General features: G+C 41.8%; 22 protein-coding genes and 3 tRNA genes. 13 read left to right on the top strand and 12 right to left on the bottom strand.

All coding sequences use genetic code 11. From position 1 onward, the window contains the following. From NXR94_RS07065 to NXR94_RS07040, 6 genes are all read right to left on the bottom strand, one after another. Window positions 1-1,374 (bottom strand): PAS domain-containing sensor histidine kinase, encoded by a 1,374-nt coding sequence (locus tag NXR94_RS07065; RefSeq protein WP_258103895.1) that lies wholly within the window; start codon window positions 1,372-1,374, stop codon window positions 1-3. Continuing rightward, window positions 1,364-2,743, bottom strand: a complete 1,380-nt coding sequence (locus NXR94_RS07060; protein WP_258103894.1) for a sigma-54 dependent transcriptional regulator — start codon at window positions 2,741-2,743, stop codon at window positions 1,364-1,366. Before NXR94_RS07060 ends, NXR94_RS07065 begins: the two co-directional genes overlap by 11 nt. Before the next feature lie 151 nt (window positions 2,744-2,894). Continuing rightward, window positions 2,895-4,352: a TolC family protein gene (locus NXR94_RS07055; protein ID WP_258103893.1), complete on the bottom strand. Its 1,458-nt coding sequence runs from the start codon at window positions 4,350-4,352 to the stop codon at window positions 2,895-2,897. Continuing rightward, window positions 4,349-5,713 carry an HlyD family secretion protein gene (locus tag NXR94_RS07050; protein ID WP_258103892.1) on the bottom strand — a complete coding sequence of 455 codons (1,365 nt, stop codon included), beginning with the start codon at window positions 5,711-5,713 and terminating at the stop codon, window positions 4,349-4,351. The genes NXR94_RS07055 and NXR94_RS07050 overlap by 4 nt, the downstream gene beginning before the upstream one ends. A gap of 1 nt (window position 5,714) precedes the next feature. Next, on the bottom strand, window positions 5,715-7,892 hold the full coding sequence (locus NXR94_RS07045; protein ID WP_258103891.1) for a peptidase domain-containing ABC transporter: 2,178 nt from the start codon (window positions 7,890-7,892) through the stop codon (window positions 5,715-5,717). Then, the gene (locus NXR94_RS07040; protein ID WP_258103890.1) at window positions 7,892-8,578 is read right to left on the bottom strand and encodes a TetR/AcrR family transcriptional regulator; all 687 of its coding nucleotides are present in this window, start codon (window positions 8,576-8,578) and stop codon (window positions 7,892-7,894) included. Before NXR94_RS07040 ends, NXR94_RS07045 begins: the two co-directional genes overlap by 1 nt. Window positions 8,579-9,000: 422 nt before the next feature. Between NXR94_RS07040 and NXR94_RS07035 the strand changes: the two genes are divergently transcribed. The 3 genes from NXR94_RS07035 to NXR94_RS07025 all read left to right on the top strand — a co-directional run bounded on the left by NXR94_RS07035 (window position 9,001) and on the right by NXR94_RS07025 (window position 12,398). Beyond that, complete coding sequence (locus tag NXR94_RS07035; RefSeq protein WP_258103889.1) at window positions 9,001-10,254, top strand: efflux RND transporter periplasmic adaptor subunit; 1,254 nt, start codon at window positions 9,001-9,003, stop codon at window positions 10,252-10,254. A gap of 36 nt (window positions 10,255-10,290) precedes the next feature. Beyond that, window positions 10,291-10,986 carry an ABC transporter ATP-binding protein gene (locus tag NXR94_RS07030; RefSeq protein ID WP_374988000.1) on the top strand — a complete coding sequence of 232 codons (696 nt, stop codon included), beginning with the start codon at window positions 10,291-10,293 and terminating at the stop codon, window positions 10,984-10,986. A gap of 65 nt (window positions 10,987-11,051) precedes the next feature. After that, window positions 11,052-12,398 (top strand): TolC family protein, encoded by a 1,347-nt coding sequence (locus tag NXR94_RS07025; protein WP_258103887.1) that lies wholly within the window; start codon window positions 11,052-11,054, stop codon window positions 12,396-12,398. Here NXR94_RS07025 and NXR94_RS07020 read toward each other — a convergent pair. Genes NXR94_RS07020 through rsfS form a run of 4 tightly spaced genes read right to left on the bottom strand, consistent with a single transcriptional unit; the run spans window position 12,386 to window position 16,484 of the window. Further along, window positions 12,386-13,180 (bottom strand): hypothetical protein, encoded by a 795-nt coding sequence (locus NXR94_RS07020; protein ID WP_258103886.1) that lies wholly within the window; start codon window positions 13,178-13,180, stop codon window positions 12,386-12,388. The genes NXR94_RS07025 and NXR94_RS07020 overlap by 13 nt on opposite strands. Next, window positions 13,170-13,940 (bottom strand): UDP-2,3-diacylglucosamine diphosphatase, encoded by a 771-nt coding sequence (locus tag NXR94_RS07015; RefSeq protein WP_258103885.1) that lies wholly within the window; start codon window positions 13,938-13,940, stop codon window positions 13,170-13,172. The genes NXR94_RS07020 and NXR94_RS07015 overlap by 11 nt, the downstream gene beginning before the upstream one ends. Window positions 13,941-13,996: 56 nt before the next feature. After that, window positions 13,997-16,072, bottom strand: coding sequence for an ATP-dependent zinc metalloprotease FtsH (gene ftsH, locus NXR94_RS07010; protein ID WP_258103884.1), 2,076 nt, complete (start codon window positions 16,070-16,072; stop codon window positions 13,997-13,999). A gap of 37 nt (window positions 16,073-16,109) precedes the next feature. Continuing rightward, entirely contained in the window at window positions 16,110-16,484 is a 375-nt protein-coding gene (rsfS, locus tag NXR94_RS07005; RefSeq protein WP_258103883.1) for a ribosome silencing factor, read from the bottom strand. Window positions 16,485-16,529: 45 nt separating this feature from the next. Here rsfS and NXR94_RS07000 point away from each other — a divergent pair, with 45 nt between their 5' ends. The 6 genes from NXR94_RS07000 to nadD all read left to right on the top strand — a co-directional run bounded on the left by NXR94_RS07000 (window position 16,530) and on the right by nadD (window position 20,903). After that, complete coding sequence (locus NXR94_RS07000) at window positions 16,530-17,291, top strand: biotin--[acetyl-CoA-carboxylase] ligase (RefSeq protein ID WP_258103882.1); 762 nt, start codon at window positions 16,530-16,532, stop codon at window positions 17,289-17,291. A gap of 47 nt (window positions 17,292-17,338) precedes the next feature. Beyond that, entirely contained in the window at window positions 17,339-18,646 is a 1,308-nt protein-coding gene (gene ahcY / locus NXR94_RS06995) for an adenosylhomocysteinase (RefSeq protein ID WP_258103881.1), read from the top strand. A gap of 232 nt (window positions 18,647-18,878) precedes the next feature. Continuing rightward, a complete protein-coding gene (locus NXR94_RS06990; RefSeq protein ID WP_258103983.1) occupies window positions 18,879-19,463 on the top strand; it encodes a sigma-70 family RNA polymerase sigma factor in 585 nt (194 codons plus the stop codon). A gap of 28 nt (window positions 19,464-19,491) precedes the next feature. Next, window positions 19,492-19,755, top strand: a complete 264-nt coding sequence (locus tag NXR94_RS06985) for an anti-sigma factor (protein ID WP_258103880.1) — start codon at window positions 19,492-19,494, stop codon at window positions 19,753-19,755. After that, window positions 19,756-20,328 carry a guanylate kinase gene (gmk, locus tag NXR94_RS06980; protein ID WP_258103879.1) on the top strand — a complete coding sequence of 191 codons (573 nt, stop codon included), beginning with the start codon at window positions 19,756-19,758 and terminating at the stop codon, window positions 20,326-20,328. Beyond that, the gene (gene nadD, locus NXR94_RS06975) at window positions 20,328-20,903 is read left to right on the top strand and encodes a nicotinate (nicotinamide) nucleotide adenylyltransferase (RefSeq protein WP_258103878.1); all 576 of its coding nucleotides are present in this window, start codon (window positions 20,328-20,330) and stop codon (window positions 20,901-20,903) included. Before gmk ends, nadD begins: the two co-directional genes overlap by 1 nt. Before the next feature lie 24 nt (window positions 20,904-20,927). On the opposite strand, the gene frr is transcribed toward nadD, so the two are convergent. Then, the gene (gene frr, locus NXR94_RS06970; protein ID WP_258103877.1) at window positions 20,928-21,488 is read right to left on the bottom strand and encodes a ribosome recycling factor; all 561 of its coding nucleotides are present in this window, start codon (window positions 21,486-21,488) and stop codon (window positions 20,928-20,930) included. A gap of 4 nt (window positions 21,489-21,492) precedes the next feature. After that, complete coding sequence (gene pyrH / locus NXR94_RS06965) at window positions 21,493-22,197, bottom strand: UMP kinase (protein WP_258103876.1); 705 nt, start codon at window positions 22,195-22,197, stop codon at window positions 21,493-21,495. A gap of 323 nt (window positions 22,198-22,520) precedes the next feature. Between pyrH and NXR94_RS06960 the strand changes: the two genes are divergently transcribed. From NXR94_RS06960 to tuf, 4 genes are all read left to right on the top strand, one after another. Beyond that, a tRNA-Tyr gene (locus tag NXR94_RS06960) sits at window positions 22,521-22,603 on the top strand. A 10-nt stretch (window positions 22,604-22,613) separates the two neighbouring features. Beyond that, window positions 22,614-22,686, top strand: a tRNA-Gly gene (locus NXR94_RS06955). Between the two features lie 23 nt (window positions 22,687-22,709). Then, a tRNA-Thr gene (locus NXR94_RS06950) sits at window positions 22,710-22,781 on the top strand. 87 nt (window positions 22,782-22,868) lie between these two features. Beyond that, complete coding sequence (tuf, locus tag NXR94_RS06945) at window positions 22,869-24,056, top strand: elongation factor Tu (RefSeq protein WP_258103875.1); 1,188 nt, start codon at window positions 22,869-22,871, stop codon at window positions 24,054-24,056. Window positions 24,057-24,062: the final 6 nt, after the last annotated feature.

Below are 24,062 nucleotides of genomic sequence, written 5' to 3'. Positions count from 1 at the left end.
TCAGGCGATAAATTTCAGGTTAAATTCCGTGCCCTGATTCACAATGGACTTCACAGTGATGGAGCCATTATGGTAACGCATGATCTGTTTGGAAAGGCTCAACCCTATCCCAGATCCGTTTTGCTTGGTCGTGAAAAATGGGATAAAGATCTTCTTCAGTGCATCTTCATCTATACCGGGTCCATTGTCAATAATGCTAATGATGGCGCCACCTTCTGGTCTTGAGGTGGCTTTGATGGTTAGGTTTTTGGGCTTTTGACTATCCTCATTTTCTGCCAACGCCTGAACCGCATTTTTGACAAGGTTGATAATCACCTGCTCAATTTGTTGTTCATCAATATTGATTTTAATGTCTTTGGGTACCTGACAATCCACGATAACGTCCTCCGCGTCAATGTCCGGCTTTAAAAGGGAGAGAATGTGCTCAATCAGTTCACGGGCGCAAACTTCCTCAAGATTGGGAAGGGTGATATGGGTCATATTTCGAAAGTCGCTAACAAACTTGATCAGGCTATCACTGCGTCTATGAATGGTATGTAGGGCGGTATGAAAGTCTTCCACCGTGTCATTGGTAATGCTGTTGATGTTCTGCCCATCAGCCAGCCATTCCCGCATTTCGGATTCCATTGTTCCTGCAAGGGAGCTAATAGGGGTTACTGAGTTCATGATCTCATGCGTCAGGACTCTGATCAGGTTCTGCCAGGCCTCCATTTCTTTTTCTTCCAGCTCACTCTGAATATTCTGTAACGAAACCAGCTTGAATTGCTTTCCCTGCATCACTAGTTCGATAGCATAAACTGCTAATTGGACCTCTTCTTCTTCAGATTTAGTGATTTTGATCAAATCTCTTCCCCCGGTCCTCAGGTTTTGAAGCTTGCTCACTAATTCGGTATTGACGTCCTCCAACTGTTGAATGTTTTTCAGTTGACGTTTTCCAAGTAAATGCTTGGCGGCTGCATTGATAATCTGGATTTCGCCATTGGGCTCGAATGTCAAAATCCCTATTCCAACATGATGCACGATGGTTTTAAGGTAATTATGCTGTGCTTCCTTTTCAGCCCTGATTTCGCGGAATTTTTTCATCACGTAATTGAACTCCCGGTACAGGTCGTCCAGGCTGGTCGCAGTTTTCCGATCCGGATAGGAATGTGAAAAGTCATCCCATTTGATGCTTTCAAGAAAGCCGATGACTTCTCTGTTCGATTTTTCCAAATACCTGTAGAGGTAATAGATTTCTGTGGCGACAAGCCCAATGACAATTAGGATGGTGAAAGCGTTACTATCGCCATAAAACAGGCCCGTTAATAGGAAAATCGTTGCGACCAATAGGCCAATTCTGCCTGCAAGCTGGTATTTGAAACTCTTAAAGTCCATATTTTTCCAATCTCCTGTAGAGAGAAGCCCTTGTTAGCCCAAGATCCTTCGCCGCTTTGGAGATGTTACCGTGGTGCTTGTTGACAGCCTTTTGAATTACGTTCTTTTCTACATCATCCAGATTGAAATTATCTGCTTCAACAGAATTGTTGGTATCTGGTTTTTGAGCAAGAAAGAAAAAATCTTCCGGGTTTAACACATCCGAATCGGTCATTATAATTGCCCTTTCAATCGCATGCTGAAGTTCCCGGATATTTCCCGGCCAGCTATACTTTTCAAGTTTTTTAATAGTTGACGCAGCCAGTTTCTTGATGTTCTTGCGATACTTATTGTTGTATAGCTGTAGAAAATGCTCGGCGAGGAGACCAATATCTTCTGAGCGTTCCCGAAGAGGAGGAAGGTGAATCTCAACCGTATTGATTCGGTATAGTAAATCCTGTCTGAATTCATTATCTCCTACCATGTCATAGATTGGCATATTAGTAGCGCAAATCAACCTGATGTCTATGGTGACTGCCTGATTGGAGCCGATTCGCGTAACTTCTCGTCGTTGGATAGCAGTAAGTAGTTTGGACTGCAATGGCATGCTCAGGTTCCCAATTTCATCAAGGAATAAGGATCCATTGTTAGCTACCTCAAATCGCCCTGCTCGATCTTCTTTAGCGTCGGTGAAGGAGCCTTTTTTGTGACCGAAAAGCTCGCTTTCAAATAAGGATTCCGTAATGGCGCCCATATCAACCCCGATAAAGACATTGTCCTTACGTAGTGATTTTTGATGAATGGCCCGGGCGATCAACTCTTTTCCGGTTCCATTTTCTCCAAGAATCAAAACGTTGGCATCGGTGCTTGCTACTTTATCAATGATTTTGAAAACCTCTTTGATCTGATGACTATTCCCGATGATGTCTTTGAACGCATAATTGCTGCTTTCCTGTAGTACCTTGCTGGTTTGTTTGAGCTGGCTGACCTCCTTGTAGGAGGCCTTTAGTTTGGCTGCGCTATTAAGAGTGGCTATGAGCTTTTCATTTTGCCAGGGTTTGAGAACGAAGTCAGTGGCTCCTGCTTTTAATGCCTGAACGGCCATTTCAACATCACCGAAAGCCGTAATCATAATCACAACCGCCTGTGGATCTTTATCTAAAATTTGTTCCAGCCAATAAAATCCTTCCTTGCCGCTGGTAATATCCTTGCTGAAGTTCATGTCCAGCAATATCAGGTCGTAAGCATCATTATTGAGGAGGAAGGGGATTTTCTTAGGGTTCTTCTCTATTAAGACCTCTTTGGCATGCTTTTTTAACAACATCTTGGCCGCTAATAACACATCTTCATCGTCATCAATGATCAGGATTTTGCCCAGTTCTTTATCCATGTTCTAGTGTAAATAGGTTTTTCCAGCCTGCAAAGGCCAGAATCATACCAAATCAGCGCAAGCTTGTTTGGAGCTTATCTGAGGTGATTTGCTTTTTAAATGTAATCAAAAAGTGTTCGAAAATGAACGATAATTACAAAAACAGCTGTTCTTATTCGTACAGTGCGGAGTAGGATAAGGAGGTTAACCCAACGACGTATGGCAATGCGATTCGAAGCTTCTGAAGCTTGGCTTCAGCATCGAGTAACTTCATCTTCGATGCCAGAAGTTTGTCTTGCTGAGCATTGAACTTGAACAGATCACTTTGTCCATTAGTAACATTGAGCAATTCTGCCTGCAAAAGGGTTTCATAATTACTGGCGATTTCCTGGTACTGACTCACCAGTTGTTCACTAATCTGAAGCGTATTGTATGTGCTTTTTATGTCTGCCTCAATTTGCCGTTTTTGTTGAGCAAGGTCAAAATCTACACTTTGTTGGTATAGACGCGTTTTTTGGAGACCGGCACGTTCTTTTCTCAGATAAAGTGGAAAACTAAAATCCATTCCAAACTTGTAGTTGTCCTGCCATTTAGGCAAGCTTAATCCGTCGTAGTAGATCGGAGCATCAATCAGAGAATAGTTTAAATTGATTTCAGGCTTTAGACTTTCCTTTTTCCATTTTTCCTGAATTTCCAATTGTTCTCTTTTGCCTTCCAGTTTTAAAATTTCCGGATGGTTTTCCTGTGCCCAAAAGATCAATTTTTGAATTGAAGTGTCCGCAGGTGTGAATTCGTAGGGGTTAATATATTCGGGCTTGACATTTTCTGACAACTCCATTGGGATATTGTCAGGTCCCCATAAATGTATAGAGAGTTGCAGCCGTGATTGAATGAGTTCTTGTTTCTGTTTTTGTGCTTCTGAGCGTCTGGTTTGCAAAGTGATCAGCGCCTGAATAGTGTCGACGGCTGATGAAGCACCTAATTCATAGTTCATTCGGGTTTGATTGTACAGGGTCTCCGCGACCTGGATGACCTGGTCAAACACATCATACTTGAGGCTGGCATAATGCCAATCCCAATAGCTTTTTATGATGGTGTAAAGCACCTTGTTTCCCAGTTTGATCTGTTCTGCCATGGCCATGTCCTGGTAAACTCTTGCCTGCTTGATCAAGGACCGCCGTTCATCTATAAAGAGTCCCTTTCCTATGGGAAGGCTTACACCCGTGGTGATTTGCCAATAATCAGTAGTCGAAGAGATGTAGTTCTCAGGATTCAAATAGTCCCCCTGATTTTGTGAGACTTCAATTTTCGGGTCAATAGGAAACCACAAAGGGACTTTTATTGAAGTCTGAAATTTTTGATAATAGTCGGTGTCTTTAAATGACTTTTGGCTGTAGGCACTCACGATTTTTGGATCGAGTTGACCTTTCGCAGCAAGTAGTTCCATTTTCGCAAATTCCTCCTGCAGGTTGGCCTGTCGAAGGACCGGATGGTAGTTCGTGGCCAGATTGATTACCTCTGCCAGACTCAGGGTCGTACTGTCCATGGAAAAGGTATCCGACTCCTGTCCCAGCACATAGGATGCAGGCCATGCAGCAATCGCAACAATTAGAATGAATTTATTAATCATTTTGATTTATCCGCTTTTTTGGTTGTATCAGGCATGGATCCTTCTGCGTAAAGTCTTGGAGGGAAACCATTCAGGTTTCGCCAGAGTTCAAACCAGACCGGCACGTCATCCAGCATCACCCATCCTTTAATTCCGGAGCCGACACGTAGCTGCTCTGGCCATTCGTCATCATTAGGATCCGGTTTTACAAGAATCCTGAACTTACCTTCATAGCTATCCACACGATCTATGGTCTGAACGATACCTCCAAAAGTTCCGACGGATGCATTAGGCCAACCACTGAATTGGATCGAGGGCCATCCGTCAAATTGGACTCTGACTTTTCTACCTGTATTTATGAAAGGCAGGTCCATGGCCTTAATGTACATCTCCGCACATAGATCAGAGGCTGCAGGCATGATGGTAGCTACGGCTTCACCTTCTTTTATTGTTTCTCCAATACCTGATTTTAAGGCTTTTACCAAGTAACCCGATTGAGGAGCTACGATGTTGTATTGCTCATTACGTATGGAGAGGTTGGCATATTCATTTTTGAGCTTGGCCAACGATCCCTGTGAATCATATAAATCTGAAAGAGTAGCATTCAGGTCTGATTTAGACTTACTTATCTTTTCAATGTAGGCAGCCTCAGTACCCGCAACATCCACTTCTGCGTTGATGAGTTCTGTCTGGCTTTGGATCCATTTGTTTTCTGCTGAAACCCGCTTCGCTTTGGCAAGTTGTATTTTCGATTCCATTTCGTTGAACTTGTTTTTCGAAATGTTACCGGCTTCAAAGAGTTGCTTGTTTCTTTCAAAAATAGCTAATGAATTATCATACGATATCTTTTCTGAGGCAAAGCTGATGCTATCACTTTCCAATTTCAAGTGCGCCTGACGAAGCTTGTTTTTGGCTTGCGTAATTTTGACTTTCATGCCTCGCTCCAGTGCGGCGATTTGATTGCTTAGGGCATTCTTCTTTTGAACTTTGGACTCTATGCTACTTTCCTTGGCAGCAATTTGTTCTCTCATACGAGCCAGGAGGTTCGGGTCGAAATATTTTTCCTTCACCTCAGATAGTGTGAGTATGGTGTCCCCCTTATTGACAAACTGGCCCTCCATGACTTTCCATGAGGCGATTCTACCTGCAATGGCGGACTCAATGGTTTGTCTTCTATTAGCAGGATCAAGGGCTGTTAAAGTCCCGGACCCACGAATATTCTGCTGCCAGGGCAGAAACATCCCCATTAGGATAACTGCTGAAAAGACAATCAACACCCTCGCCAGATTCCTTGCCAGGTGAGGAGTTTTGAGCGTGTTCAATGAATAGAACTGGTCATCATTGATCACTTTTTTAAGCTCATCATTCATGAGGTTCAGCATCTCAGAAAATGTTTTTAGTTATGGTTTCATTCTTAACGATCTCTTCGAAGGTGCCATCTTCCAGGATTTCTCCATTTTCCAGGAAAAGCACACGGTCACAGCAGGACATAATGAGTGGGTCATTACTGATGACAATAAATGTCCACTTGTTATCCGCTTTGGTCAGGTAATGGATAAGTTCCAGCTTCTCGCTTTTAGTAAAATTGGTAAAGAAATCATTGAGTATTAATATTTTAGGCTGCTTGGCAATACACCTGGCCAGTATGATTCGGTTGATCACGGAATTAGGGATTCCTTTACCGCCACTGAGTACATTGGTATTGATTCCTTCCGAAAGGCCATGAATATAGTCAGTAAGCCCGACTCCCTCAATTGCTGAGATGGCGTTTTCTATCTTGGCGAATTGCTTACCCACAAGGATGTTTTCAAGAATGCTTCCTTCGAAAATATCCTCCTGAGAAACATTTTTACCAATCTTATCTCTTAGATAGGTTTTGTCCAGATCACGTAAAGAGTAGTTGTTATAAGTTATCACTCCTTCATAATCAGTGTGGATGCCGGCAATGAGGTTGGATAACGTTGTTTTACCCGAAGCGCCTCCGCCACTGATGCACAGGCGTTCACCATTATTAATTTTCAAATTGATACCACGTAGGGAGTAGTTTTTGTTGTCAGCATACTTGTATTTCAAGTCCTTGAGGCGGATTGATATGCCGTGGTCCTGCAACTGCTGTTGCGGGATGTCTATTCCTCCGGTGGATTCTAGTGGAAGGTCAGTGACCTGTGAGATTTTGTCTACCGCTGTCAGCATATCATATACCGTGTCCATATACATGATAATCTTCTCCACGGAATTTATGATTAGGATGATAATTACTTCAGAGGCCACAAACTGTCCAAGTGTAATTTCCCTCTCAACTACCAGCACGGTTCCTAAAATCAGCAATCCACCTGTTACAACCACCTTGAAAAGGAGAACATAACTGTATTGATGGATCAGCACTCCAAAGTGAACCCCTCTGTTTTTCAGGTAATTGTTAACATTATAGTCGGTCTTTTTTATGGGTAGAGAGGTGTTGCCGGAGAGTTTGAAAGAGTATAGCGTTCTGGCCATTTCTTCAAGCCAATAGACCACTTTGTATTTGTATTTCGACTCTACAATGGAAGACTTAAGTCCCTTTGGTCCTGTGGTATAAAAAATCATAAACAGGATGAGTAGCAACAGCATTCCGAAGAAGACGAAAAACGGGTGATAAAATGAAAGCAGGATAAGTCCAAAAACGATTTGAATGATACCTGTACTTAAATCGATCAGGAGCTTTGGCAAACCTTTTTGTAATGTCAACACATCAAAAAATCGGTTCATCAACTCAGGTACGTGAAGGTTGAAAACGGCCTCCATTTTTATTCTTGGCACCCTGAAGGCAAATTCAAATGCTGCTTTTGTAAAGACGCGCTGCTGTAAGTACTCAACAATGGTGATCTGAAAAACCTGGAGTACCCCAGAGGCCAAAACCCCCAAAATAATTACGGCGATAAGAATATAGACCGAACTAAAAAAGACCCCTCCGGAAATCAGTTCAATCGCTGCCTGTATACCCAAGGGTAATGTCAAACTTAAAATACCGATCAGAGCGGCGTACACGTAGACATAAAAGATGTCGTGCTTTTCGGCGGCCAACAATTTGTAGAGTCTTCTTACAGGACTCATAGGTCCCTTGATTTCTTCTGCATCTGTATCGCTCACGAGGCTTTTGTAATCAAATACTGAGATAAAAATTACTTCAAGTGTATCTGTACAAGCCAGATTGAGATGGTCAATAGAGTCGTAGGTTTCTTTGATCGTCTCGTCCTCTTTTACCGTGTAGGTGGTGAACTTATTCTTTTTTCGTTCGATGATGACCGGTGAGAGTTCATCCAGTTTACTGAATACAATTATTGGCGTCGCCTGAAAGGCCCGCACGAACTCTTTGAACTTTTCTTTCTTCAGATGCTTTTCCAGCATGATCATGCTGGATTCATTTCCGGCTTCAACCAAATCCCTGATGAACTCATTGAGCTCCTCATTTTGATATTCCCTGTACAGGTTGTCGAGGGAAGCCAATACGTCACTTCCTAAATCTAATTTGAGCAAGGAAGCACTCTTTGAAAGCGTTCTCGTTATTTGGTGATTATTCATTATGCTTCAGCATTTAATGCGTTAGAGAGGAGGGTTTTCATAAACTCATAATTTTGCTGGAAGGGATCTCCATTAGCATCAATTTCAGTGAGTGACTTCAGGTGCTGGGAGAAAAAAATCTGCTGATGGGAAGCTTCCAATAATGTGCTGGACAGTGCCCTGGAATACTTGAATCCGGGATTGATTTCCAGCATGATATCAGAGATTTTCTTGCAGATTGACTTGTAACCTTTGAATAGACCTACCTGATTGTCCTGATCCACCTGTTTTGTCAAATAAATTTTGTCCGTTTCCGCGATCACAATTTTCTGCAAGGCTCCTTCATCAATTTCCGGGAAGGTGATATCGGCTTGAGCTCGATGAGTAATCACCCTGAGGGCCGCTTCCAGTTTTTCCTGAGGAACGATCAGGTTGTTGGTTTCGTAGTCGATTTTGAACTCAATCCAGGCCCAATACCTGGCAATGAGATAGACTAGTAGCCGATGCTTATTCTCAAAATATCTATAAATGGAAGCTTCGGTAGAGCTGATTCGCTCTGAAAGCTTTTTGAAAGTAAATCCCTCAAAGCCGATCTCACTAATCAGCTGGGTTCCTTCTCCTACAATGCGTTTTCCCAGTTCAGTGTTTTGGGGATCGCGGAGAAATAGGTTTTTATTTAGGTCAAGTCGTAATTGTATGGCTGTCATATTTGGTAGTACTATTTATCGTATATGATAGTATTACTATTAACCAAAGTTAGTTAGGAATGTTTCAAACGCATATGATTTGAGAAAATGATATTAATTGAAGCTATAAGAGTGGATAAAAAATGAAATAATAGATAATGACTGTAGTAAAATGAAAAAATTATAACCAAGTCCTTTGATCTGATTTTAAATATTCTATATTTACTACTCTATTAGTCCTTTTATTTTGAGTTTTTGACCTAAAGTCCGGTTTTCACAAGAAGCCGGACTTTTTTTGTGTCCGATATCGTACGCTACCTTGTATCAAAGTGTACAGATTAATGTGGGTCAATTGAATTAAATATTCATTAAACAATTGATTTTCAATTGTTTAAATTCATTGGCACCTTGTTTGGCATAGGTTGTCGAGATATTGTTGTTCTATGGACAGAAAACTAGAAAAGAAGAAATTCACGACTAAAAAGGTCATCATCTGGGGAGGTTCTGCACTGATCGTAGTTTTTGCGCTGTACAGCTTTATTCTCGCCGAGGGAGGATCTAAACTGAATGTTGAGCGTGATAAGATTACCATTGCCACTGTAGTAGAAGGTGAGTTTCGAGAATTTATCCCTGTAGATGGGTCGGTTATGCCTATCAAGACGATCAAGCTGGACGCAATAGAAGGTGGGGTAGTGGAGAAAAAGTATTTTGAGGGTGGAATCTTGGTAGATAAAGGGGATACTATACTAAAGCTGTCCAACAACGACCTTCTTCAAAACTTCGTAAGAGAGGAAACGCAGGCTTTTATTCTGGTTAATAATCTTGAAAATACTAAGCTCAGTTTGAAACGTAATCAGTTTGATCTCAAACGTATGCTGATCGATGTGGACTATCAAATAGACGCGGCTAAAGACGCATTGCAACGCGGGGAGAAGCTTTATGAAGACAAGATTATTTCTGAGCAGGAATACCTCACCTTGAAAAGAACTCACGATCAATTAATGGATAGTAGAAAAATTCAGGTTGAGAGTGCTCGGTTTGATTCGCTGAATGCTCGTTTACAAATAGCTCAGGCTGAGGCGACGCTCAAAAGAACGAGGGAAAACCTGGCTATGATCAAGAAGAATCTTGAAAACTTATATATCAAAGCTCCTATCTCAGGTCGCTTAAGTACCGTAAACGCCGAGGTAGGGGAGTCGATTAACACTGGTCAGAATATTGGTCAGATTGATGACCTGGATGGGTTTAAAGTGCGGGCCAGAATTGATGAGCATTATATAGCTCGTATCTATGAAGGACTAAGAGGCACATTTCCTTTTGCGGGAAAAGACTATGAGCTGGAAATCACCAAAGTGTACCCGGAAGTTAACAACGGACTATTTTCAGTTGACATGGCTTTCCTGGACGAGGATTCGGTTCCGGAAGGGATCAGAAGAGGTCAGACCTTGCAGGTCAGGCTTCAACTGAGCGAAAATATTACTGCTGTACAAATCCCAAGAGGTAGTTTTTATCAGGAAACTGGTGGCAACTGGATATTTGTAATAAACGATGATGCTGAGGCCGTAAGAAGGGACATTCGCCTGGGTAGACAAAATCCAAGATTCTATGAAGTTTTGGAGGGCGTGCAACCTGGGGAACGAGTGATAGTCTCTTCCTATGATGGCTATGTAGATAAAGACAAACTTATTTTGAAATAAACCAAAACCGCAAATAACATGGAAAACTCCAACTCACTGATCAAAACCAAGGATCTTAAGAAATTTTATTACACTGATGAAATTGAAACTACTGCCCTTGCCGGCGTAAACCTGGATGTAAAAGCAGGTGAGTTTGTGGCAATTATGGGGCCTTCCGGTTGCGGTAAGTCGACCTTGTTAAATATTGTGGGCCTCCTGGATAACCCTTCCGATGGAGAGTTTTGGTTTACAGGTCTGGAGATTTCCGGTTATTCCGAGCGAAAGAGGGCAGAACTCCGAAAAGCCAACATCGGGTTTGTATTTCAGAGCTTTAACCTGATCGATGAGTTGACGGTTTATGAAAACATAGAACTTCCATTGATCTATTTGAAATACTCTTCTTCCGAAAGGAGAAAAAGAGTGGAGGAGGTTATGGAGCACATGAAAATCATGCATCGTAGAAATCACTTCCCTCAGCAGCTCTCAGGTGGACAACAACAACGTGTAGCTATTTCTAGGGCAGTTGTAGCTAAACCTAAATTGATACTTGCTGATGAGCCAACGGGAAACCTGGATTCAGCAAATGGCCAGGAGGTAATGAATTTGCTTACAGACCTCAATGAAAGTGGCACTACGGTGGTTATGGTAACACACTCACCAGTGGATGCTGAATATGCGCACAGAGTGATCCATCTTTTTGATGGACAGATTGTATCAGAAAATATTAATAGTAAGAGCAACGCTCTTGTTTAAGATCCTCTCTTGTATGCTTGGCTGTCCGTCATCAGGCGGATGGCCTTTTTTCAAACTTATTTGAAATGAGGAATTTACTTACCGGTCTTTTGATGATTATGGCGCTTGCAGTTAATGCACAGCGAGACTCAGTCCTGCTTACGCTCGATCATTGTATTCAAGTTGCTTTGGAAAATAACATTGCCTTGCAGCAGGCAGAAAATAATGCGCTGATTGCAAAGTCAGCAAAGAACCAGGCGGTAATGAATATCTTGCCTGACTTGAATGCCGAATGGAACTTTAACCTTCTTTACGGTACCTTTTGGGATAATGTGGCCGCGCGTCAGGTGACCCAGCAGCGCAGCTCAAACCCCAATATCAATTCTTCATTTACTGTTTTCAGTGGTCTGAGCCAGAAGCACAATGTCAAAAGTAGCCAGCTCAATTATGAGGCGGCGGAATATAATATTGAAGCCACAACCCTTACCACCAAGACGAATGTGCTGACAGCGTATTTAGCGGTAGTGCTGGATAGGGAAAATATTGGGATTTCGGAGAAGAGGTTAAAATTATTGAGTGCCCAACTGGACCGTGAGGTCAAACGAGAGTCGGTGGGTGTAGGGAATATGGAAACGGTCTACAATTTCCGATCCCAGGTCGCCAATGAAAAGCTTTCCCTGACCAATCTAAAAAATCAATTGAGGAGTGATATGCTCACCTTGATTCAGCTTTTGAGGTTGGACCCATCTGTAAGATATGTTTTGGAGGTCCAGGAGGAAAATAATATCGACCTTCTGATGGAACCTGATACTTATTCCGATGTGTTGGATGAAAGCTTAATTGCATCTCCTTCAATTAAGGGGTCTCAGGCGAGTCATGAGGCCAGTATTTATAATTACAAAATGGCCAAATCCAGTTTGATGCCCACCGTAAGCCTTTATGGTGAAATTGGTAGCAGGTACTCTTCGCAGGGAGCCGCTAATCCCGAAAATAACCTGATCCCGGAGAAGGCGCCCTATTGGGACCAGATGGACTGGAATGAATACCAGTTTCTTGGAGCGAGTGTGAGACTGCCCATATTTGCGAGGTTTCAGCGATCCAACAATATTCAAAGAGCCAAGCTCACCATGCTTAATGCGGAGCTACAAAATTTACAGTCAGAGCAAAATGTGACCAATACCGTGCAAAAAGTTTATCTGGATTTGATTTCTTCCCAGGAATCGTATCGCACCGCAATGGAAAACTTAAACGCGCTGGAGCAGTCATTTGATTTTGTGACTAAGCGATATGAAACAGGAAACACTGATTTCTACACCTATCTGGAAAGTCTGAATAATAAGAATAGGGCTGAAATCGAGTTAGTAAATGCTCGATACAGCATAATTTTCAGAAAGAAGATATTAGACCTTTACAGAGGAGATCAGTTGAATTGATAGATTTCGATAGTATTTCTGGTAAAGAAAAAATACCTGGTGCCTATAATCACTACTGACCGAAAAGCTCCTTTTGGAGCTTTTCTTCTACCAATAATTTCAAGCGTAAAGGGGTTGATATAAGTGATTTGAGATCCGTCAAAAACAATGACCTGATTTTCATGTATCTGAACTTCCGAACTTCCGGAAATATTAACATTACCTTGAAGCACCCCATACTGATCAAAAAACCATAGACCTGACGCTTGATCGGTAAGTATGAGCAAATTTTTAAAAGCTCTGAGATAGGTGGCCTCGGTTAGAGCCATATTGGAGGGTAGCACGATCCTAAAAAGTACATTCAGGTTCTGGTCGTCGTATTTTATCAATTCTTTGAATTCCGTACTCAATGCCCAATAGCTGTTATCAACTCCCGGTGCGAAAAGTGATGCATACTGAAGTCCAAAATCTCGAAGGTTCACATTTCTGGGTGTTGCCGTGAAGCGATCAAGAATGGAAATGCTTTGTTGCTCCCTGAAAAAACTAAACACCTTTAGCCTGTTCCAGGCTTGTATTATGCTTACAGTTGAGTTGTTCAGCTGGGAGAAGTATTCATCTTCCTGTCCCAGGCTGTCATAGCGAATGATATTTCCTTGGGTAGTCCCGACATAGGACATTCCTTTTGAGTCTACGGAAACAGTGGATATCTCCTGATCCAGAGGAATTTTTTTTATGAGTTCCCAGGATTGAGCATTGCATGCGAAAACAGAAAAGAGGAGTGCTATGGTAAGATTAGTCTTCAATTTTCAAAACCTTTACTTCAGTTGAATCAATGGCGACATAGGTGCGATCATTCAACCAGTCTCCCAAATTGATGTATTTGGCGGTTTCATTGATCGGCATTTCATATTGCAAATGTCGATGTCCAAAGATGTAATAGTCGTGATGTTCGGTGGATTCCTTTTCCTTACACCACAGATAGAGGGGCTCCCGCTCTCCAAGATAGGGGTCGGGTCGAGACATATTTTTGGTCCAGCTCTTTTTCGACCAATATCGACCAAGCTTCATTCCGATGTCAGGGTGCATCCATCGAAAGAGCCATTTATTCAGTCCGAACGTGAATACTTTCTTAATCATCTTAAATTTTCTGTCTCCTGGTCCGAGCCCGTCGCCATGACCAATCATGATTTTCTGATTGCCAACCTGAAAGCTTTGTGGGCTGCCATAAATGATTGCTCCGATTTCTTTCTCGAAGTATTCCTTCAGCCACAGGTCATGATTTCCCTTAAAGAAGATAATGGGTATCCCATAGTCTGCTATTTCTGCCAGTTTCCCGATGAGTCTGATAGCTCCTTTTGGAACCACTGTTTGATACTCGAACCAAAAATCAAAGACATCTCCGGCCAAGATTATGGCCGCTGCGTCCTCTTTGATCATTTCCAGCCACCGAACAGCTAAAGATTCCCTTTCCGATTCCATATCCGAGGGGACACCGGTGAGATGAAAGTCACTGGCGATGAAAACTTTTTTGTCCTTGGGGATTTTAGAGAATTGTTCGATCATTAAAATAAAAAAGGGAGCAATTAAGCTCCCTAAATTATGATGTTTCTTTGTAAAGATTACTTCGTATCCTCCACCTCTTGCTTGGTGGATTTGTCATCATCTTCAGTGGTTTCCTCTTTTTCCACTTCAGTCTTTACGCTTTTTTTGATTTCTTCCAGATCAGTTGGCTCTTCAGAAGGCTTTTCTTCGGCCGTATAGCGCTCATATGTGGTTTGATGAGCAAAAGGTCTTTTTCCTATCAATCTCTCTAAATCGCCCTGAAAGATGATTTCTTTTTCAAGCAGTTCATTCGCCACTATCTCCAGCTCATCAGAGTGTTTTTTTAGTAGATCTTTGGTGCGAGTGTAGGCATCGTCGATCAGTTGCTTAACCTCTTTGTCAATCAGCTCGGCAGTTGCATCAGAATAAGGCTTTGTAAAGTTGTAATCTGACTGCTTGCTATCGTAGAAAGAAATATTACCGATCTTATCATTCATGCCATAAATGGTAACAATGCTATATGCCACTTTGGTGATTCTTTCCAGATCACTTAGTGCTCCGGTAGATATTTTTCCGAAAATTAATTCCTCCGCTGCACGACCACCAAGCGCCATACACATCTCGTCGATCAGCTGCTCTGTTTGGTAAAGGAATTGTTCTTTAGGTAGGTATTGCGCATATCCTAACGCGGCAACTCCTCTTGGCACAATACTCACCTTTACTAAAGGATCTGCATGTTCAAGGAACCATCCTGCCACTGCGTGACCAGCTTCGTGATAAGCCACAATCCTTTTTTCTTCAGGAGAAATGATTTTGTTCTTTTTCTCCAGTCCACCAATGACCCGGTCAATAGCATCCTGAAAATCGGCCATGTCCACCTGTTTTTTATTTCTACGTGCAGCAATAAGTGCCGCTTCGTTACAAACATTGGCAATTTCAGCTCCGGCAAAACCCGGTGTTTGAGCTGCAAGTTTTTTAGGATCTACACTTTCGTGAAGAGTCAACGTTCTCAGGTGTACTTTGAAGATCGCCTCCCGACCCATAATGTCCGGCTTATCAACACTGATTTGACGGTCAAATCTTCCCGGACGAAGTAATGCAGAATCCAGTACATCCGGTCTGTTAGTCGCCGCCAGGATAATAACACCTGAATCAGTGGAGAATCCATCCATCTCTACAAGTAAAGAGTTTAGGGTATTTTCTCTCTCATCATTAGAGCCAGGCATTTGACCTCGGCCTCTGGATCGTCCAATGGCATCAATCTCATCAATAAAAACAATACAAGGAGCCTTTTCCTTGGCTTGTTTAAACAGGTCCCTCACACGGGCTGCACCTACTCCAACAAACATTTCCACGAAATCTGATCCGGATAATGTAAAGAATGGAACGCCTGCTTCTCCGGCTACTGCCTTTGCAAGAAGGGTTTTACCAGTTCCCGGAGGGCCTACAAGTAAAGCTCCTTTGGGGATTTTACCTCCCAGCTTGGTGAATTTTGATGGGTTCTCCAGGAACTCCACAATTTCTTTGATTTCTTCCTTGGCCTCTTCAAGTCCTGCTGCATCTTCAAAGGTGATTTTCACTTTGTTTTCCGCATCAAACAATGCCGCTCTGGATTTACCAATATTAAAGATTTGACCACCAGGACCCCCACCCCCAGTCATTCTTCTCATTAGGAACCAGAACCCGAAAATAATTAGGAATAAAAACCCTGAATTTAAAAGCAAAGAGGTGAGGTCTGATCTTTCTTCTGGTTCATAGCTGAACCGCTTGTCTTCAGGAAGTTCATTCATGAGTTCATTGAACTCATCATGGAAAATCTTCGTGTCAATGATTTTAAAATAATAGTGAGGACCGTTTTCAGATATGAATTGTTGATCCTGCAGGTCATGGTATTTTGCATTTTGGAGGGCATCCTTCTTAAGTGTGACTTCCACCAAATCCTGGTTGGTCACCAACACCACTCTTCTTACGTCGTCAGCCAAAACCATCTGTTCGAATCTTTTGTCAGTGATTTTGATTGCCGCGGTATTGTTGCTAAAGAAGGTGTAGCCAAGCACTAACGCTATTACACCAATAATGATGAATAACTGATAGTTTGGTTTATTTGGCTGACCTCCGGCCATATTTTTTTTCTGTCTTGGTTGTTCCGCCATTTGATTTTTGAGCTAAGTCTTTAATGATCTCCTGTTATTATTCTTCTATACGGGTAATTTTAGCGTCTCCCCATAGTTCTTCGAGACCATAAAAATTGCGTTTTTCCTTGTTGAACACGTGAGCTACAACGTCTACATAGTCAATTAAGATCCACTCTTTATTGTTTTTGCCCTCACGCTTCCATGGATTTTGTTTAGATTCCTTGAAAACTTTTTCCTCTATCGAATCAGAAATGGCATCAATTTGTGTGTCAGAGTTACCTGAACAAATAACAAAATAATCAGCAACAGCGTTTGGAATTTTTCTCAGATCCATCAGCACAATGTCTGAAGCCTTTTTGTCGAGCATCCCTTCTACAACCATCTGGCTTAATGAGACTGACTTAACGGCTTCACTTTTAGTATCCTGCATCCAATAGAGGTTTATATTTTTGTCTTCAAAACTAATGAATATAAGTTGCATAAATACTTTGCCAAAACGCGAATTCTAGGTAAAAAGCTTCATTACCTGACACAATGTCACTCAACCAACGAAGAAATGATGTCATTGATTGAAAATGGCGTGGCAGACGAGGGACATCTCATTGTGGCCGGATATCAAACCGGTGGTAAGGGGCAGAGGGGAAGTAGCTGGGAGAGTGCACCCGATCAGAACCTCCTTTTTTCTATACTGCTAAAACCGAACTTTTTAACCCCTCAAAGGCTCCATGTGTTGAATGTAGCCGTCGCTGTCGCTTTGAACAGGGCTGTCAATAAGCTTTTGCCTGCCCATCAGGTTGAGGTCAAATGGCCCAATGATATTTATGTGGATGGAATTAAAGTGGCCGGTGTACTCATAGAATCCAGCATTAGTAACCAGGTCGATGAAGCAATAGTAGGCATTGGTTTAAATGTGAATCAGGCAGATCAATTGCCACATGGCGCATGCTCATTAAAATCTGTTGTAGGGAAGGACTTTGATTTGGGAGAAGTACTTCAGGTTATACTAGAGCATCTGGAGGAAGCTTATTTGGAATTAAAAGAAAGTGGATCGAAAAGGCTGTTGTATGACTATCATCAGGTGATGCATTGGAGGGGAGAGATCCATGAGTATGAGGATAAATATGGAGGCGTTTTTACAGGAGAAATTATTGGCATCAATGATCAGGGACAGCTGATGATGAAACAAGAAGACCGGCTGGTGAGTTACGATGTAAAGCACATTAAGTTTCTAAACTGATGAAACCGGTATTTTTACTAATTTTGCCATTCCAAAAATAAAAATCCATGATTGAAGAAAAGCTAAGCTATAAAGTAAAAGACATCAGCCTTGCTGATTGGGGTCGTAAAGAAATCAAATTGGCCGAGGCAGAAATGCCCGGATTGATGTCTCTTAGAGAGGAGTATGGTGCGTCAAAACCATTGAAAGGAGCAAGAATTGCAGGTTGTCTGCACATGACGATTCAAACGGCGGTTTTGATTGAGACCTTGACAGAACTTGGAGCAGAGGTAAGCTGGTCATCATGTAATATTTTCTCGACTCAGGACCATGCGGCTGCTGCGATAGCAGAAACCGGGGTGCCCGTGTATGCCTGGAAAGGAATGAATGATCAGGAGTTTGACTGGTGTATTGAGCAGACACTTTTCGCATTCGAAGGTGGGCAGCCATTAAATATGATTTTGGATGATGGTGGTGACCTGACAAATATGGTCCTTGACAGATACCCTGAATTGGTTGCTGGAATCAAAGGAATTTCTGAAGAAACAACCACCGGAGTTCATCGACTTTATGAAAGAATGAAGAATGGCACATTGCCACTTCCAGCGATCAATGTTAATGATTCAGTGACGAAGTCCAAATTTGATAACAAGTATGGCTGTAAGGAATCTTTGGTAGATGCGATTAGAAGAGCTACAGATGTCATGTTGGCAGGTAAAGTAGCTGTTGTTGCCGGTTATGGAGATGTTGGTAAAGGTTCAGCAGCTTCGCTGAGAGGTGCTGGTGTTAGAGTAATTGTTACTGAAATCGATCCGATCTGCGCCCTTCAGGCTGCAATGGATGGATATGAAGTGAAGAAAATGGCTGATGCGGTTAAAAGAGCAAACATTATAGTTACAGCTACAGGAAATAAGGACATTATTGCTGGTGAGCACTTTAAGGCAATGACTGATAAGACGATCGTCTGTAACATTGGCCACTTTGATAATGAAATTGACATGGCGTGGTTGAACAAAAACTATGGTTCAACTAAAACTGAGATCAAACCACAGGTTGATCTTTATAATGTTGATGGCAATGAGATCATTGTTTTGGCTGAAGGTCGATTGGTAAACCTTGGTTGTGCTACGGGTCACCCATCATTTGTAATGTCCAATTCATTCACAAACCAGACGTTGGCTCAACTTGAGCTTTGGACCAGCTCTGGAAATTATGAGAATGCAGTTTATACGTTACCAAAGCATCTTGATGAAAAGGTGGCTGCATTACACCTGGCTAAAATCGGTGTGGAGTTAGAAACTCTTACAGAAGATCAGGCCAAGTATATAGGTGTGGAAGTAGAAGGGCCATTCAAGCCGGATTTCTACAGATACTAAGATTTTAGAGTTATCGAAATTGAACGGCCATCCTATCCAGGATGGCCTTTTTGCGTTTAAGGCGGTCGCGTCCTGAAATAAATAAGAAGAATTGTTTAGAAACATTCTAAATAATTAAACGTTTCATTAACATGTACGTACATTGATTAAATGATACGAGGTATACACCCTTTTGGGGTGATTTAGGGGTTTTTAAATAAACAAAAGCATGCAGGAGGTGATTATAGATAAAATGCAAGATGATAAGCCAGTAAAATATACCTACACCCACCGTGAGAAGGATAGAATCTTCGAGAAAGAATTTATGCCTCACTTGGATGCTATGTACAATTTTGCTTACCGTTTGACTTATGATGAAGATGATGCCAAGGATTTGGTTCAGGATACCTATCTCAAAGCATATCGTTTTATCCAATCGTTTCAGGAGGGCACGAATGCCAAAGCCTGGCTCTACAGGATACTGAAAAATTCCTTCATCAATGACTACAGAAAGAAAAGTAAGCAGCCTGGTAAGGTGGATTATCAGGAAGTAGAGAACTTCTACAACTCAGATGATGTTGATGAATCAATTACGGTTGATCTTAGGGTTGATGCGATCAAGGATATGATAGGTGATGAGGTGAGTATGGCACTTAATTCCCTGGCCATTGACTTTAGAACTGTAATCATTCTGTGTGATCTGGAAGGCTTTACTTACGAGGAGATGGCAAAGATTTTAGATATTCCGATAGGTACCGTTAGGTCAAGACTACACAGGGCTAGAAATTTATTAAAAGAGAAGTTGCATTCCTATGCCAGTAGCATGGGTTTTAAATAATGATTATTTTGCCGAAAATTTATTTTGTATGAAAGAGCAAGCTGGTAAAGACAGCGTTGGCTGTAGCGAGTTTCAAAAATGTCTGACCATTTTACATCTCATGTTGGATAATGAAGCTAGTGAAGAAGAGGAGAGTTACTTGCACAATCATATTGAAAAATGCATGGTTTGCTTTGAGCAATACCAGGTAGAGAAGCAAATCCGGGAGTTACTCAGGACCAGAATGAAAAAGCTGGAGGTTCCTTCTGATTTGGCAAATAATATTAAAACCAAAATATCGCAACTGGCCTAAATGTCCTCAAGTGGAAAAGCGGTGATTTTCTGCGCCCCATCGGGTGCAGGGAAGACCACCATCGTAAAACATCTAATTCAAAATCTTCCTACACTGAGCTTTTCGATCTCAGCGACCACCAGATCGCCAAGATCGAACGAAGTTGATGGGAAGGATTATTATTTCCTGTCGGAGAGGGATTTCAAACAAAATATCGAAACCAATGATCTGTATGAGTGGCAGGAGGTGTATCCGGGAATGTTCTATGGTACCCTGAAGGCAGAAGTAGAAAGAATCTGGGCCGAGGGAAAGCATGTCATATTTGACGTGGATGTCATCGGAGGATTGAATTTGAAAAAGGTGTTAGGAGATAGAGCCCTTGCTGTTTTCGTAAGCGTGGAGAGTGTGGAAGTTTTAGAGCAAAGATTGAGAGCGCGTAATACTGAATCGGAAGAAACACTTCAGATTCGAGTGGGAAAGGCGAGCGAAGAAATGAAAACGGCCGATCAGTTCGACTACATACTGGTGAATAGGGAATTGAAGGAGGCTTTTGCAGAAGCGGAGCAGGTTGTTGGTGACTTTATAGCTTCCTGATGAAAGTTGGTCTGTTTTTCGGTTCGTTCAATCCAATTCATGTAGGCCATTTGATCATTGCGAATATTGCCTACGAATCGATGGGGCTGGACGAAGTGTGGTTTGTGGTGTCACCTCAGAATCCTCTAAAAAAGAATAAGAACTTGCTTCATGAATTTGACCGTTACGATTTAGTTCAGGCTGCGGTCGCTGATGACTTTAGGTTTCGAGCTTCCGATATAGAGTTTAATCTTCCTAAACCAAGCTATACGATAGATACGCTGACTGTCCTGTCCGAAGAGTATAAGCAACATGATTTTTCATTGATTATTGGTTCGGACAATCTGGTAGCTCTACCTAAGTGGAAGAATTATCAAAAGATACTTGAGCACTTTAAACTGATCGTTTACCCACGTCCCAATGCTAAAGATTCAGAGTTATTGACTCATGATCGGGTTGATATGATAGATGCACCTGAAATTGACATTTCAGCCACGCTGATTAGAAAGATGCTAAGGGAAGGACAATCCATTAAATACCTTGTTCCTGAATTGGTACTGGAACGAATTCTGGCTAAAGGATTATTTACAGAATAAAAAAGGGCTTATAAGCCCTTTCAATTATACTGTCATGATATCTTTTTCCTTTTTAGAGAAAATCTCATCTAATCTATTAGTGTGATTATCTGTTATTTTCTGAACTTCTGCTTCCGCATCCTTAATCATATCCTCAGAAGCGCCATCCTTCAGTAATTTTTTCAAGGAGTCATTCACCTCTTTTCTTACATTTCGGATACTGATTTTCCCATTTTCAGTCTCGGATTTGGCCTGCTTCACCAGGTTGATTCTTCTTTCTTCAGTAAGAGGAGGGATGTTGAGTCTTACAATCTCACCATCATTCTGAGGGTTCAGACCCAGGTCACTGTTGACAATTGCTTTTTCAATATCCGGAATAGTTCCTTTCTCCCAGGGCTTGATCATGATGGTTCGTGCATCCGGAGTAGAAACGGAAGCCACCTGATTTATTGGAGTCGGATTTCCATAATAAAGCACTTCCAGACCATCCAGCATGTTGGGCATTGCTTTTCCTGCTCTGATCTTGGTCAATGCCGAGATGGTGTGGCTAACAGATTTGTCCATCATTTCTCTCGCATGATCCAGATAAAAATCTATTTCTTCCATGTTTTTAGTTGATTAGCGTTCCTACTTCTTTTCCGGCAACGATATCAGTCAGGTTACCGGGCTTATTCATATCAAATACGATAATAGGTAATTTATTTTCCTGGCAAAGGGTAAATGCGGTCATGTCCATAACATTCAGCCCCTTTTCATATACTTCCTGGAAAGAAACATTAGAATACCTTGTGGCATTTGGGTCCTTTTCAGGATCTGCACTATAGACACCATCTACTCTTGTTCCCTTAAGTACAACATCTGCTTCAATTTCTATGGCACGTAGGCTGGCTGTTGAATCGGTTGTGAAATATGGATTACCAATTCCGGCACCAAAAATCACAATGCGACCTTTTTCCAAATGTCTGATGGCACGTCTTCTAATAAAAGGTTCACAAACCTGCTCCATCTTAAGACCTGACATAAGCCGGGTATACATGCCATGCTTTTCTAAAGCACTTTGAAGGGCCATGGCATTAATAACTGTTGCTAACATGCCCATGTAGTCTCCCTGCACACGGTCAATTCCGGATTTCTCCCCGTCCACACCTCTGAAGATATTTCCACCACCTATTACAATGGCGAGTTCAAGGCCGGTGTCCTTGGCCCTTTTAATTTCCTGGGCGTATTGTGTAAGCCTGTCCGAATCAATTCCATGGTTCTTCGTTCCCATCAAGGCTTCACCACTAAGTTTTAGGAGAATTCTTTTGTATTTCATTAATGACTAAAATGAGGTCTATAAAAATTGCTCAAAAATATAAAGAATGATCTTTCCGTCATGCAGATAGAATTCAAAATAGTCATATCACGTAACATTTATTTAGAGATGCTCATTTAAACGGAATGGAGGAGGTTTTTATTCTCATCATTTCATTATAAAAGCGTTATATGATAAAAAATAAAAATAAAGCTTTGAAAATATGCTTGGAGATTTACGATCAAAAATTTGATTAAAATAAAAATCCGTATAATTTTGCAATCCCTTTTTCCGGCAGTAGTCGACAAACAGGGAAGTACATTGATAATTTTTAGATAATAGTTGGGGGGATACCAAAGCGGCCAACTGGGACGGACTGTAAATCCGTTGACTTATGTCTTCGCAGGTTCGAATCCTGCTCCCCCCACGTTTTTGAAGCGGGTGTAGCTCAGTTGGTAGAGCGACAGCCTTCCAAGCTGTAGGTCGCGGGTTCGAGCCTCGTCACCCGCTCAAAATTTTATCTTAACCCAGCAGCCGATGTAGCTCAGGGGTAGAGCGTTTCCTTGGTAAGGAAGAGGTCACGGGTTCAAATCCCGTCATTGGCTCATTGTACGAGCAGCCCGTGATGGGTTAGAAAAGTATTTATTTAAACTGATTATAATTTTAAGATTTAAAACCGAGGATTTTCAAACATGGCTAAAGAAACCTTTGATCGTTCAAAACCACACGTTAATATCGGTACTATTGGTCACGTTGACCATGGTAAAACCACATTAACTGCAGCAATTTCTTCAGTACTTGCAAATAAAGGATTGGCGGAGATGAAAGACTTCTCAGCGATCGACAACGCTCCTGAAGAAAAAGAAAGAGGTATTACTATCAATACTTCACACATCGAGTACCAAACTGAAAAAAGACACTACGCTCACGTTGACTGTCCAGGTCACGCCGACTATGTAAAGAACATGGTAACTGGTGCGGCTCAAATGGACGGAGCTATCATCGTTGTAGCTGCAACTGATGGACCAATGCCTCAAACAAGAGAGCACATCCTTCTTTCTCGTCAGGTTGGTGTACCTGCTCTAGTTGTTTTCATGAACAAAGTTGACTTGGTTGATGATCCTGAACTTCTTGAGCTAGTTGAAATGGAAATCAGAGAGCTTCTTTCTGATTACGATTTCCCAGGTGATGATATTCCTGTTATCCAGGGTTCTGCTCTAGGTGCGCTTAACGGCGAAGCTAAGTGGGTAGAGAAAGTAGAAGAATTGATGAATGCTGTTGATGAGTACATTCCTCTTCCAGAGCGTTTGATCGACAAAGACTTCTTGATGCCAGTTGAGGACGTATTCTCAATCACTGGTCGTGGTACTGTTGCTACTGGTAGAATCGAAAGAGGTGTTGTCAACACTGGAGATCCTGTAGATATCATCGGTATGGGTGCTGAAGGTCTTAAGTCTACTATCACTGGAGTTGAGATGTTCAGAAAGATTCTGGATAGAGGTGAAGCTGGTGACAACGTTGGTCTTCTTCTAAGAGGTATCGAGAAAACTGATATCAAAAGAGGTATGATCATCTGTAAGCCTGGTTCTGTAACTCCTCACGCTCACTTCAAAGCAGAGGTTTACGTTCTATCAAAAGAAGAAGGTGGACGTCACACTCCATTCTTCAACAAGTACCGTCCTCAGTTCTACTTGAGAACTACTGACGTTACAGGTGAGATCAAACTTCCTGAAAACATCGAGATGGTAATGCCAGGTGATAATGTAACTATCGAGGTTAACCTATTGAATGCAGTAGCATTGGAAAAAGGTCTTCGATTTGCGATCAGAGAAGGTGGTAGAACCGTAGGTTCTGGTCAGGTTACTGAAATCCTTGACTAATAAATA

The sequence above is a fragment of the Marinoscillum sp. MHG1-6 genome, from assembly GCF_024714475.1.
Taxonomy (GTDB): Bacteria; Bacteroidota; Bacteroidia; order Cytophagales; family Cyclobacteriaceae; genus JAMZMI01.
The sequence above is the reverse complement of the archived record's forward strand: the minus strand, read 5'-3'. Positions and strand labels throughout refer to the sequence as shown.

Bases quoted from the DNA above. Each gene is read 5' to 3' on its own strand.
- NXR94_RS06985 (WP_258103880.1), top strand. From the start codon at position 19,492: ATGAAAGAGCAAGCTGGTAAAGACAGCGTTGGCTGTAGCGAGTTTCAA.
- NXR94_RS07040 (WP_258103890.1), bottom strand. From the start codon at position 8,578: ATGACAGCCATACAATTACGACTTGACCTAAATAAAAACCTATTTCTC.
- NXR94_RS07035 (WP_258103889.1), top strand. From the start codon at position 9,001: ATGGACAGAAAACTAGAAAAGAAGAAATTCACGACTAAAAAGGTCATC.
- pyrH (WP_258103876.1), bottom strand. From the start codon at position 22,197: ATGAAATACAAAAGAATTCTCCTAAAACTTAGTGGTGAAGCCTTGATG.
- NXR94_RS07050 (WP_258103892.1), bottom strand. From the start codon at position 5,713: ATGCTGAACCTCATGAATGATGAGCTTAAAAAAGTGATCAATGATGAC.
- tuf (WP_258103875.1), top strand. From the start codon at position 22,869: ATGGCTAAAGAAACCTTTGATCGTTCAAAACCACACGTTAATATCGGT.
- NXR94_RS07055 (WP_258103893.1), bottom strand. From the start codon at position 4,352: ATGATTAATAAATTCATTCTAATTGTTGCGATTGCTGCATGGCCTGCA.
- NXR94_RS06990 (WP_258103983.1), top strand. From the start codon at position 18,879: ATGCAAGATGATAAGCCAGTAAAATATACCTACACCCACCGTGAGAAG.
- NXR94_RS07065 (WP_258103895.1), bottom strand. From the start codon at position 1,374: ATGGACTTTAAGAGTTTCAAATACCAGCTTGCAGGCAGAATTGGCCTA.
- frr (WP_258103877.1), bottom strand. From the start codon at position 21,488: ATGGAAGAAATAGATTTTTATCTGGATCATGCGAGAGAAATGATGGAC.
- NXR94_RS07025 (WP_258103887.1), top strand. From the start codon at position 11,052: ATGAGGAATTTACTTACCGGTCTTTTGATGATTATGGCGCTTGCAGTT.
- ahcY (WP_258103881.1), top strand. From the start codon at position 17,339: ATGATTGAAGAAAAGCTAAGCTATAAAGTAAAAGACATCAGCCTTGCT.
- ftsH (WP_258103884.1), bottom strand. From the start codon at position 16,072: ATGGCGGAACAACCAAGACAGAAAAAAAATATGGCCGGAGGTCAGCCA.
- rsfS (WP_258103883.1), bottom strand. From the start codon at position 16,484: ATGCAGGATACTAAAAGTGAAGCCGTTAAGTCAGTCTCATTAAGCCAG.
- gmk (WP_258103879.1), top strand. From the start codon at position 19,756: ATGTCCTCAAGTGGAAAAGCGGTGATTTTCTGCGCCCCATCGGGTGCA.
- NXR94_RS07060 (WP_258103894.1), bottom strand. From the start codon at position 2,743: ATGGATAAAGAACTGGGCAAAATCCTGATCATTGATGACGATGAAGAT.
- NXR94_RS07015 (WP_258103885.1), bottom strand. From the start codon at position 13,940: ATGATCGAACAATTCTCTAAAATCCCCAAGGACAAAAAAGTTTTCATC.
- nadD (WP_258103878.1), top strand. From the start codon at position 20,328: ATGAAAGTTGGTCTGTTTTTCGGTTCGTTCAATCCAATTCATGTAGGC.
- NXR94_RS07045 (WP_258103891.1), bottom strand. From the start codon at position 7,892: ATGAATAATCACCAAATAACGAGAACGCTTTCAAAGAGTGCTTCCTTG.